Source organism: Hymenobacter sp. 15J16-1T3B (genome assembly GCF_020711235.1).
In the GTDB taxonomy this organism is placed as follows: Bacteria; Bacteroidota; Bacteroidia; order Cytophagales; family Hymenobacteraceae; genus Solirubrum.
In genome coordinates, this window is record NZ_JAJFAV010000002.1 from 485484 (window position 1) to 498112 (window position 12629).

Annotated in this window: 3 protein-coding genes; all 3 read right to left on the bottom strand. The window is 66.8% G+C overall.

Translation table 11 applies throughout. The features are described 5' to 3' along the window. Positions 1 to 50: 50 nt before the first annotated feature. Positions 51 to 8786, bottom strand: a complete 8736-nt coding sequence (locus LJ737_RS05380; protein ID WP_227763540.1) for a YDG domain-containing protein — start codon at positions 8784 to 8786, stop codon at positions 51 to 53. Between the two features lie 422 nt (positions 8787 to 9208). Continuing rightward, the gene (locus LJ737_RS05385; protein WP_227763541.1) at positions 9209 to 11266 is read right to left on the bottom strand and encodes a M13 family metallopeptidase; all 2058 of its coding nucleotides are present in this window, start codon (positions 11264 to 11266) and stop codon (positions 9209 to 9211) included. 326 nt (positions 11267 to 11592) lie between these two features. Next, positions 11593 to 12621 carry a LacI family DNA-binding transcriptional regulator gene (locus tag LJ737_RS05390; RefSeq protein ID WP_227763542.1) on the bottom strand — a complete coding sequence of 343 codons (1029 nt, stop codon included), beginning with the start codon at positions 12619 to 12621 and terminating at the stop codon, positions 11593 to 11595. Between the last annotated feature and the right edge of the window lie 8 nt (positions 12622 to 12629).

A 12629-nucleotide genomic window follows, 5' to 3' on the forward strand; every position in this document is an offset into this window, starting at 1 on the left:
AAGCCCTCCGCCAGGTGGCAGAGGGCTTTTCGCGCGGCATGGGCGCCGGCTTACTCGCGAACGAGCCGCAGGTGCTGCACGCCGTATTTGGTGGTCAGCCGTACCAGGTACAGCCCCACCGGTAGGCCGGTGTTGTCGCAGGGCACGGCCACGTGGGCCCCGGCCCGGGCCGTGCCGGCCTGCAGGTGCTTCAGCAGGGCACCGCGCAGGTCGTAGAGGTCGAGGCGGTAGGCGTCGTCAGCCGAGAAGTCAACTTCGATGAGGGCGCGCTCGGCGAAGGGGTTGGGCGCGGCCGTGAGCGTGGGCCGGCCCGGCAGCTGCGTCGTCCGGACGGCCGCCACGGTGGCTGCCGTGGCCGTTTCGGGGGCTACCAAGGCGGTGGCCGTGGGCTCGGCCGCGTCGCGGGCCGCCGTGGTGCTGCGCACGCTGATTTTGCCGCCGTCGAGGTTCTGCAGCTCGGCTTTGGTGCCGGTCCAGTTGTTGGCGTAGAGCAGGTTGCTGCCGGCGTCAGTGACGCGGATGCTCACCATGTCCTTGCCCCCGGCCACCGTCGCCTGCACCACTTCCACGGTCAGGTCGAGGTTGCCGCCCAAGGAGAGGCCGGTGGTCAGGTTGGTCAGGTTGGCTTTGGTGTTGAACACGGCCTTCTTGCCCACCACCGTGGCGCCCGGCTTGTAGTCCGACAGCGTCAGCGAGTTGATGGCGTTGCTCTTGAACTGGTAGTTGGCCCCGCCGCTGCGCACGATGATGTTGGCCTGGCCCTGCAGGTTGCGGCCGCTGTTGTTGTACTTCATCGTGAAGCCGAAGTTCGTTCTGCTGCCCGGCGCGGCGGCGTATTGGCCCACCGAGTTGGTCGGCAGCACGAAGCCGCCCCCCGAAATATTATCCTGCCCGGGCACGGAAATGGTGATGGTGGTGCACTCCTGGGCGGCGCCGGTGTAGAAGCTGCCGTTTTTGGCATTGAGCACCGGGGCCACGGTTAGCGTGGTGCCGCACTGGTTCACCTCGCTGCCGCTGAGCGTGTAGGCCAGCGAGGTAGAAGTAGCCAGCCCGTCGGTACCCACGCCCGGGGTAATGTAGCCGATGGGGCGCGTCAGGTTGGCTGCTTGGTTCATAAAGGCCGGCGCCGCCAAGTTGTTGTTGGTGCGGAAGTCCACCACGGCCTTGTTGACGATGTCGCCGCGCGAGCCGTCCGGGTCGTCCTGGGCCTGCGCCGTCAGCAAAAGGGTGGCCGTGGTCGAGGTCGGGGACGCGGTGGCGAAGTAGGTCTGGCCGGTGTAGCTCACCAAGCCGGTTTCCTCCGTCACCGTCAGCGTGCCCGGCACGAAGCGGAAGCGGTAGTTGGGCGCGCTTAGCGTGCCCACCGACGGCGTGATGGCGTAGGTTCCGGCCGGGCTGTTCACCGTGGGCGGCGTGGCCGCGCTGAACGCCGCCGGGCAAGCCAGGGCCGCCGCACCGCTCACCACGCCGGCATTGTCGCCGTTGCGGAAGCCGGAGAAGCTCACGCCGAAAGTCGGCTTGGGCTGGCTGTACTGCGTCGCGAAGCTGGTGGCCGTCACCGTCAGCTCGGCCTGGCCGATGGCAAACGGTGCCGTGTTGTAGGTAATGGTGTAGTTGCTCAGCGCTGCCGCGGGGCTCAGCGTGGCGCTGATGGTGTACGGGCTGCCGCCCACGTCTTCGCCCGGGGTTCGGTTGTAGGTGGCCGTGATGTTGTCGAGGCCCACAAAGCCGGTCAGGGTCCCCGCCAGCGGAGGCTCCGGCGCGCCGTACTCTTTGCCGGTGGCCGTGGGCGTTACCGCCGCCGCTTTGGCCGTGATGCTGGCCGTGGTCGTCACCGGGCTGCTGGCCAGGCTGTAGTTGCTTACGTCGGTGCCCGCAATGCTCAGGCCGCTGGCCGTGACGGTCTTGCCCGTGCCCACGTGCTTGGTGTCAAACGTGGCCGTGCCGCCGGTCAGCTGCACCGCGTCGCCCGGCACCACGCCCGTCAGGCTGCGGCCGGTGACGGTGGCCGTGGCGGACCCGTCGTACACCTTGTCCGCGGCCGTGATGTTGCCGGTTACGGTTTTGGGCGTGATGTCAGCCGTGGTGGTGGCCGTAGTAGTGCTCAGCACGTAGTTGCCGGCCTGCGCGCCGCCCAGCGTGAGGCCCGCGGCCGTCACGGTTTTGCCGGTGCCGGCCGTTTTGCTGGCGAAGGTCTTCGAGCCGTTGGCTTCCAGCACCACCGCATCATTGCCCACCAGCCCGGTCAGGGCCTGCGGCAGCACATCGGCGGAGGTATTGCCGTCGTAGACCTTGTTGCTGGCCGTTACCACCGGGGTCAGCGCCTTGGGCGTGATGACGAAGGTGGCCCCGGGCGTCAGCGTCAGGGTGTAGTTGGCGTTCAGCGCCAGGGAGCCAAGCCCGATGGCGTAACTGCCCGCGTTCTGGCCCGGGGTGCGGGCCAGCTGCCCGCTGAAGGCGTCGCCGGGCGCCAGCGAACCGGCGCTGATGCCGTAGGTCAGGGGCGGCTCGGCGGCGCCGTACACCTTGCCCTGGTTGGCCGAGGCCGTCACCGTCACGGCGCGCTCGGTAATGCTGGCCGTGGCGCTGGCCGTGGCGGCCGTCAGCTGGTAGTTGCCGGCATCGGCGCCGCCCAGCGCTACCCCGGCCGTCACCGTGCGGCTACCCACCGTGGGCAGGTCGAAGAGCGGATTGCTGGCCGCCACCGTTACCGCGTCCGGGCTGATGACGTCGGTGGGGGGCGTAATGGCCACCGCGCTCAGCGTGGCCGCCGTGCCGCCGTCGTACACCTTGCTCAGGGCCGTGATGGTGGCCGTCAGCGGCTTCGGCGTGATGGCCGCCGCGGCCGTGGCCGTGGCGTTGGCAGTGTAGTTGCCTGCGTCAGCACCGGTCTTGCTCACGGCGGCCGTTACGGTTTTGCCCGTGCCCACGTTCTTGGTGTCAAATTCCCCGCCGGTGGCCCCAACGCTGACCGCGTCGCCCAGCACGAGGCCGCTGCTGATGCTGGCACCCACGGTTGCCGCGCGGGTGCGGTCGTACACCTTGTCGCTGGCCGTGATGCCGATGACGAGGCCTTTGGCCGTGATGCTGGCCGTGGTCGTGGCGGTGGGGTTGGGCAGGTTGTAGTTGCCCGCGTCGTTGCCTGCAAGGCTCAGGGCGCTGGCCGAAACGGTTTTGCCCGTGCCCACGTGCTTGTCGGCGAAGGCGGCCGTGCCGCCGGTCAGCTGCACCGCGTCGCCCGGCACCACGCCCGTCAGGCTGCGGCCGGTGATGGTGGCCGTGGCGGACCCGTCGTACACCTTGTCCGCGGCCGTGATGCTACCGGTCAGGCTCTTGGCCGTGATACTGGCCAGCGTCGGGCCGACGGCGCTAAGGGTGTAGTTACCGGCGTCGGCGCCACTGAGCGCCTGGCCGGTGCCCGTCACGGTCTTGCCCGTGCCCACGAGCTTGTTGCCAAACGCGGCCGTGCCGCCGGTCAGGCTCACCTCGTCGTTGCCGATGACGCCGTTGAGGGTGCGGTCGGTGAGCTGCGCGGCGGTGCCGCCGTCGTACACCTTATCGGCGGCCGCAATGCCGCCCGTGATGGACTTCGGCGTGATGTCGGCCAGGGCAGAAGCCACGGAAGTGAGCGAGTAATTGCCGGCGGCCGGGCCGGCCAGGGCGAAGCCGGAGCCGGTCACGGTTTTGCCGATGCCCGCGTGTTTATCGGCAAACGTGGCCGTGCCGCCGCTTAGGGTAATTTGGTTGATATCAACCGGGAGCACGCCCACCAGGGCGCGGCTGCCGATGGCGGCGCTGGTACTGCCGTCGTACACTTTGCCCGCCGCCGCGAAGGTGCCCGTGATGGGCTTGGGCGTGATGGTGAGGGTGGCGCCGGTAAAGGTGATGCTGTAGTTGGCGTTGGCCAGGTCGCCCTGCCCGATGGCGTAGGGCCCCGCGTTTTCGCCCGCCGCCCGACTCAGGCCCCCGCTCAGCGCATCACCCGGGAGCAGGCCACTGGTTTGGTAGGTCAGGGGCGGCTCGGCGGCGCCGTATACCTTGCTCTGCGCATCGGCGGTTACCACCAGGCCGCGGGCCGTGATGTTGGCGTAGGTGCTGGCCGTGGTGTTGGGCGTGTAGTTGCCGGCATCGGCCCCGCCCACGGTAATGCCGCTGACGCTGACGAGCTTGTGTTGGCCAACGGCGGCATCGTCAAACGAAGCCGCGGCGTAGCCCGTGGTCAGCACGTCGCCGCCCACGCGGTCGTCGCTGAGCGTGACGGTGGCTGCAATCGTGCCGTCGTAGGTTTTATGCTGCCCCCGGGCGCTGATGCTCAGCGCCCGGGGGCTGATGCGGGCCAGCACGGAGGCAGTGGCATTGGCGGCGTAGTTGCCCGCGTCAGCCCCGTCGAGGCTGATGCCGCTAACCGTTACGGTCTTGCCCGCGCCCACGTTTTTATTGGCAAAGGTGGCCGTGGCGTAAGTGGCCGTCAGCACGTCGCCGCCCACCCTATTGTCGCTCAGCGTCACCGTGGTAGCGGTGCTGCCGTCGTACAGCTTGTCGCCGCCGCTGGCACTCACCAGCAGGGCGCGCGGCCGGATGCTGGCCGTGGTCGTGGCGGTGGGGTTGGGCAGGTTGTAGTTGCCCGCGTCGTTGCCTGCAAGGCTCAGGGCGCTGGCCGTTACGGTCTTGCCCGTGCCCACGTGCTTGTCGGCGAAAGCGGCCGTGCCCCCGGTCAGTTGCACCGCGTCGCCCGGCACCACGCCCGTCAGGCTGCGGCTGGCAATGGTCGCGGCCATCGTGCCGTCATAGTCTTTATCGGCCGCCCCGATAGCAGCCGTCAGGCTCTTGGCCGTGATGCTGGCCGGGGCCGAAGCCGTAGCACCGGGCGCCAGCTGGTAGTTGCCGGCATCGTCGCCGCTGAGCGAAAGGCCGCTGGCCGTGACAGTGCGGGCGCCCACGCGGGCGTCGTCGAACTGCTGGCTGCCAACCACCAGGGCAACGGCCGTTTCGCCCGGCAGCAGGCCCGTAACCGACTGGCTGGCGAGTGTGGCGTTGGTGGTGCCGTCGTAGGTTTTGCCGTTGGCCGTGATGTGCGGCGTCAGCTGCAGGGCCGTGATGCTGGCCGTGGTGGTGACGGGCGCTGGCGCCAGGTCGTAGTTGGCAATGGTTGAGCCGCTAAGCCCAAAGCCCGTGGCCGTGACGAGTTTATTCGTACCCACGGCGGGCGTCGCAAAAGCCGCCGTGCCGCCGGTCAGCGTCACGGTTTCGCCCGGCACCACACCGTCGAGGCTGCGGGCAGTAATGGTGGCGTCGGTGGTGCCGTCGTAGGATTTGTCGGCGGCGCTAAAGGCCGGCGTCAGCGCCTTGGCGTTGATGTCGGCCACCAGGGCGGTGGGCAGCGTCAGGGCGTAATTACCGTTGCCCGGGCCGCTCAAGGCCAGTCCCGAAACCGTTACGGCCTTGCTGGTGCCCACGCCCGCCGAGGCAAACGTGCCCACCGCCGTGCCGCTCAATGTCACGGCGCCCGGGATTTCGGCCGGCGGCACGCCCAGCAGCGCCGGCGTGCCGGTAAGCGGCGCCGCCAGGGTGCCGTCGTAGGCGCGGGAGCCGGCGCTCAGGCCGGTTACGGTCAGCATCCGGGCGCGGATGGTGGCCGTGGTGGTGAGGGGCGCCACGGGCAGGCGGTAGTTGCCGGCGTCGGCGCCGGTCAGGCTCACGCCCGCCACGGTCACGGTCTTGCCCGGGCCCACGTGCTTGTCGGCGAAGGCGGCCGTGCCCCCGCTCACATTCACCACGTCGCCGTCGAGCACCCCGCCCACGACCACGCCGGTCAGCGTGGCATCGGCGGTGGCATCGTAGTCTTTATCGGCGGCCGCGTACGTCGGCGTGAGGGTCTGCGGCGTAATGCTCAGGGCCGCAGCGGCGCTGGATTTCGCGTTGTAGTTGGTGCTGCCCGTGTAGGTGGCCACCACTACGTAGGTGCCCGCTTGCGTGGGCGCTACCGCGGTCGGGCCGTAGGAAGTGGCGCCGGTGCCGCTGTAGCTGAGCTCAACCGGCGTCAGCCCGGCCGGCGGGCTGCCGAGGCCGCTGGCCGACCCGGTGCCGCCGTGCGGCTGCCGGTCGTAGGGAAACTGGCCCCCGGTTGCGGTAACGCTCGAGGGGTCCACCTTGCGCACCGTCAGCAGCACCGAAGTGGTGGCGGCGTTGTAGTTGGGCGTTGCGGCCACCTCCACCGTCAGCGCCTGGTCCGGGCCGGCGTCGAGCACGGTGCCGGCGGCCGGCGTGTACGTAACCGCGCCGGTTGCGGAGCCCTGCGCTACGCCCGCTACCGTCGCGTTTAGCTGCCCGGCCGTCAGGGGCGTGCCGTAGTCAATGGCGGCGGGCGCCGCCCAGTTGATGAATTGGTCGGCTTTGGCTACGGCCAAAGTGTTCGAGGCGCTGGCCGGCGCGAAGTTGCCGCTGCTGGGTGTAAAGTCCACCGTGAGGGCGTAGGCCGTGGCCTGGGCGTTGAGCTTGGTGGCCGCGGTGACCACGGCGCCGCCCTGGCGGTAAACGAACGTGCCGGGCACCGCAGCGCCCTGGAACGCAGCGGTGGCCGTGAGGCTGCCGCTCAGGTCAGCCCCGTACGTAATGCCCGGCAACGCCAGCCAGATGATGCCGGGAGTAGCGGGGGCAATGGTCAGCGTCGCCGTCTGTTCGGCTGCCAGGTACGGACTGCTGGCGGCTTGCGAAACCTTGAGCTGCACCGAGCCCGCGCCGGTAATGACCACCTGCCCAGCCGGGCTGACGCTGGCCCCGCTGCCCGACACCACCGAGTACGTAATGGCTCCGGGAGAATTGGTGGTGGCGCTAAGAGCAAAAGTGGCGTCGCCGTACGTTTTGTTGATGTCGGCAAAGGCCAACGTAGGGGGCTGCAACACGGTAAACGACGTGCTGCTGGTGCCCACGCCGTTGGCAGTCGTCACGCTGATGGGCCCCGACAAAGCCCCCGCCGGCACCGTTACGCTGATGCTGGTGCCGGCGCCGTTAACGGTGAAGGCCGTCGTGGTCGTGCCGCCGAAAGACACGGCGGTAGCGCCGGCAAACAGGCTGCCGCCCACGGTGACCAGGGCGCCCACCGCGCCGGAGGTCGGTGCGATGCTCGCCACCACGGGCGTGCACCCTTCGTCCACCTGCCCGTCGCAGTCGTCGTCGATGCCGTTGCCGCAGACTTCCGGCGCGCCCGGCCGAATGCTGGCTTGCGCGTCGTTACAGTCGTCGGCGTTGCTCACGTACCCGGCCGGCGCGCTGCAGGCCTGAAGCACCAGCGCCGCGTTGCCGTAGGTGTCGCCGTCGGCGTCCCGGTAAAAGGGCTGCAGCGGAAGCGTGCCAACGGTGTGCGTGCCCACCACCGGGCCGCACCCGTCAGCGGTGGCCGTAATTGTGCTGGAACCGCTGTAGCCGGCCACGTACGTGACGACCCCCGTCGTGGCCACGATGCTGTTGCCGGCGGCCAGCGAAGTGGCGTCCAGCGCGTACGTGATGCTCGTGGCGTTGGCCGCGGTGGCGGTGTACGTCACCGTGCCGGCGCCCTGACAGCGGCTGGAAGTCGTGCCAAGTGCGAACGTGAGGGTGCCCACGCGCGGGGCGAGGGTCACGGTGCGCGTCGTGGGGGCCGAGGGGCCGCCGCACCCGCTGGCCGTGACCTGAATGGTCGCGGTACCGGTGTAGTTGCGGGTCCAGGTCACCACGCCCGCGCTGGTGATAGAGCCAGCCCCGGCGGGGCTGAGCGACCAGTTCAGGCCGGTGCTGTTGGTGGCCGAGGAACTGTAGCTCGTCGTCACCACTTGGTTGCTGGTGAACTGACACGTCGGCTCGGTGCCCGGCGTCACCCCAATGGCGCTGGGCGTGCCTACCGTAGGCGTGAGCGTAACGGCCACGGCCGTGCGGGCACTCTCGCAGCTATTGGTAGTGGCCGAAACGTAGTACGTGCTGTTGGTCAGGGCGGTGGTGCTGGTTAGCGCAGTGGTGGCCCCCAGGGAGCTGTACCACTTGTAGCTTCCCGAGCCGGTCGGTAGCGAAGCCACCGTGGGGTTATTGGCGGCGCAAAAGGTCTGGGCCGAAACGTTGGGCGCCGTCGGCGGCGAGGTCACCGTCAGCACGGTGACAGTGGATACGGACGCCGCACCGGACCCGGAGCCCCCAAACGTCGCCCGGAAGCTCAGGTTGTTCTGGGTGGTCGAGGCCGTGAACGATAGGGTAGAGGTGGTGGTGTTGCCGGTGCTGGAAGTAGTAATGGTGTACCCCCCGCTGCCGCTGAAAATATTTGCCCACGAGGTGCCGTTGGTGCTGGATTGCCAGGAGGTAGCGGCGTTAGATGAGCCGTTGGCCGCGGCCGTTAGCTCCTTGGTGGCGCCCGCGCAAGTCGCGCTGGTGCTGGGCAGCGCTGTCACCAGAGTTGCGTCGCCGTCCGTAAACGTCGTTTGGGCCGTTAGCCCCGAGCTTTGGCCCGTGGCCGCCAGCGTAAACGCCTCGCCCAGGTGAATGGGCTGGATGACGAACTGGTCGTTGTAGATGTGGCCGTTGGGGTCGGCCATGGCCGTGAGCACCGTGTTGCCGTGCGTAATGGTCGAGTGGTCGATTTCCAGCCGCACCTCCTCGCCGGGCTGCCAGCCGTTGCCTTCAATCACCACAATGTCGCCAGGCAGGTAGTCGGGCTTGTCCGTGTATACATTGGCCACCTGGGCCAGCGCGTTCAGCGAGGTCAGAAAGCTGAGCAGCAAGCAGAGCCAGAATCCGGCGCTGCGGCCCCTGGCTCTTCGCATAGGTGAGGGTAAAGGTGTGTTCATGACGCTATGTGAATAGGAGTGTGAAATGCAGCTCGGTAAAAGCATAGGTCTGCCGGGCTACCCCGAAGAGGCAGCTATAGAAGACCAGAAGAGACAATTGGACGGGATGTAACTGAAAGGTATCTGTATGTGTATTTATCTAACAAATTATTGTAACTATTTTTTAAAAAGTTCGTAGCATCGTATTATTTGCTTGAATTAGTTATATATATATGGTAAATAATTGTACTCGGTGCTGATCTGCCTCCATCAGTAGGTTATAGTAAATATTCTATTGGGTAATGCCGACAATAGCTGGTAAACAAAGGCGTGTCAAACAGGAGAGACCTAGGCTCAGGTAAAGCAAAAAGCCCGTTAGCCAAGGGCAAACGGGCTTTTGATTGGGAAGTAATGTCGGATTACCAGATGCGCACCTGGGCCGTGTCGGCGCGGTAGAGCTTCTGGCCGGGCTGTACTTTGAAGGCCTCGTAGAAGGCGGGCACGTCGGCCATCGGGCCGTTCACGCGGTACTGGGCCGGGGAGTGCACGTCGGTCATGATGCGCTGGGCCAGCTGCTCGTCGCGCTGGTGGCTCTGCCAGCCCAGGGCGTAGCCCAGGAAGTAGCGCTGCGAGGGCGTGAGGCCGCCGATTTTCTCACCCTTTTTGAATTGGTCGGTCTTTTTGAACGCGTCGTAGGCAATGACGATGCCGCCCAAATCGGCAATGTTTTCGCCCGCGGTGGCCTTGCCGTTGATGTGCAGGGAGTCGAGCACGGTGTAGCCGTTGAACTGGCGCACAATCTGGTTCACGCGCTTCTGAAACTCGGCGCGGTCCTGCTTGGTCCACCAGTTGCGCAGGTTGCCCTTCTCGTCGAACTGGCTACCCTCGTCGTCAAAGCCGTGCGTCAGCTCGTGGCCGATGGTGCTGGCCCCACCGTAGCCGTACACGATGGCGTCGTCGGCTTCCTCGTCCTTGAGGCCGGGAATGGCGAAGATGGCCGCCGGCAGCACAATCTCGTTGTTGGAGGGGTTGTAGTAGGCGTTGTAGGTCTGCGGCGTCATGTCCCACTCGGTGCGGTCCACGGGCTTGCCGAGCTTGTTGATGTTGTAGCGGTACTTCCACTCGTTGGCGCGCATCACGTTCTGGGCGTAGGAGTCGCGCTTCACGTCGAGCGAGGAGAAGTCCTTCCACTTATCCGGGTAGCCCACCTTCGGCGTGATTTTGCCGAGCTTCACCAAGGCCTTCTGCTTGGTTTCGGCGCTCATCCAGTCGAGCTGCTGAATATGCTCGCGGAAGGCGGCCATGACGTTCTGCGTCATCTGCTCGTAGCGCTGCTTGGTGGCCGGCGAGAAGTATTCCTTCACGAACAGCTGCCCCAGCGCCTCGCCCATGGCCGATTCCTCGGCGTCGAGCACGCGCTTCCAGCGGGGGCGCTGCTGCTTGCTGCCCTGCAGCACCGTGCCGTAGAAGCGGAAGTTTTCCTGGTCGAAGTCCTGGCTGAGCGTGGGCGCGTAGGCGTGCGCCAGCTGCCACTGCAGGTAGGCGCGCCAGTCCTCGGCCGGCGCCGACTTCAGCAGCTGCCCCACCGTGCGGTAAAACTCCGGCTGGCCCACGATGACGGTATCGACCTTCTGCAGCTCCATCTGGCGCAGCAAGGCGGCCCAGTCGAGGCCCGGGGTGAGCTTGGGCAGCTCGGCCACGGCCATCTTGTTGTAGTTGCGGTACGGGTCGCGCAGGTCCTCGAGCTTGCGCGAGGAAGCGGCCAGCTTGGTTTCCAGCGCCACTACGCGGGCGCTGTTTTGCTTGGCCGTGGCCGAGTCCTGGCCCAGCAGCTGAAACATGCGCTGCACGTGGCGGCCGTACTGCTGGCGGATGTTGCGCGTGCGCGTGTCCTTGTTGAAGTAATAGTCGCGGTTGGGCAAGCCCAGGCCGCTCTGGTAGAGGTGCAGGGCCATTTTCTCGCTGTTCTTGGCATCCTGCCCCACGTAGGGCCCGATGAGCGCGTCGACGCCAATCATCTGCAGGCGGGCCACTTCAGCGGGCACGTCGGCGCCGGAACGGATGGCGGCAATGCGGTCCAGCTCGGCTTTCAAGGGCGCGGCGCCCTGCTTGTTGATGGCCACTGAGTCCATGCCGGTGCCCCAGAAGTCCCCGATTTTCTGCTGGGTGCTGCCGGCTTTGGCGTTGGCTTTGGCCGCGTCTTCGCTCAGGGCGCGCAGGCGGGCGTACACCTCGTTCTGCACCTCCTTGCCGATGCCCCAGTTGCTTTCCGACGCCGGAATGGGGTGCTGCTTGAGCCAGGTGCCGTTGGCGTACTGGAAAAAGTCGTCGCCGGGGCGGGCGGTGGTGTCGAGGCTGGCCTGCAGCACATCGGGCTTGTTCGAGGAGGAGCCGCCCGATTGGCAGCCGGTAAGCAGCGCAGTGCCCAGCAGGGGCGCGGCCAGCAGCCAGCGGCCGATGGCAGAAGTGTGGGTCATGGACAGAAAGAAGGAGAGTGGAAAAGTGAAGGTAACAGACGCACCGACGAGTTGGGAGGCTGCAAGGGCGGGCTAGCCGTTAATTGGCCCAGCCTTGTGCCAGCAAAAAGCCCGCTTCTGGCAGGAAGCGGGCTTGAAGCGGAGTTGAGGAAAATGGATACTGGCCGTCATGTCGAGCTTGTCGAGACATCTCGCGGGCTGATGTCCGAGAGTAACCCAATGATTGACATTACTATCCGGCGAGATGTCTCGGCTGCGCTCGACATGACGTTTGGGTGGAAATATGCGCAGCAGCGTTGCACGCAGCACTACTAAGTCAATGGCCGCTACGCCCCGAGCCGCTGCGAGGAGCCGCGCACCAGTAGCTCGGGCTGCAGCACGATCTGGCGCGGGGCCAGCGTGCGGGATTGGTCCTCCACCATGTCGAGGAGCAGGCGCACGGCGGTGCGGCCCATCTCCTCGCAGCGCTGGTCGACGGTGGTCAGGTGCGGCTCGGTGAGCAGGGTGAACAGCTCGTTGCTGAAGCCGGCCAGCGCCACATCCTGCGGAATGCGCAGCCCCCGGGCCCGCAGCACCTGCATGGCGCCGGCCAGGGCCAGGTCGTTGGCGGCAAACACGGCGTCGAAGGGCGCGTTGCGGCCGAGCAGTACCTCGGCCGCCTGCAGGCCGTCGGGCAGGGTCAGGTCGCAGAAGTACACCAAGTGTTCGTCGTAGGGCAGGCCGTGGGCTTGCAGGGCGTCGACGTAGGCGCGGTAGCGGTTTTTGCAGATGTTCAGGTGCTGGGGCCCGCCGATGTGGGCAATGCGCCGGCAGCCCTGGCCGATCAGGTGCGCCACGGCCTGGTAGGCGCCCTGGTAATCATCGAGCACCACGGCCGACACGTCGGGCGCCTCCAGAATGCGGTCGAAGAACACCAGCGGCAGGTGGCGGCGGCGCACTTCCTCGAAGTGCTGCACGTCCTTGCTGGTCAGCGACAGCGACACCAGAATGCCTTCCACCTGGGCGTTGAGCAGGGTTTCCAGGTTTTTCTTCTCGTGGGCCGCGTTTTCGTTCGACTGGCAGATCATCACGTTGAAGCCGGCTTGGTTGGCCCCGTTCTCGATGCCTTTGAGCACCAAGGCGAAAAAATGCCCGTCGATGTGGGGCACGATGACGCCCAGGGTGTTGCTGCGGCCCTTGCGCAGGGCGGCGGCCAGCTGGTTGGGCTGGTAGTTGAGCGCGCGGGCCAGGTCCCACACCCGGCGCTTGGTGGCCTCGCTGATGCTGCTGTGGTCACTGAGCGCCCGCGAAATGGTGGAAACGGACAGATTCAGCTGGGCAGCCAGATCCGAAATGGAAGCGCGGTGCGTGGACACGGGACGGG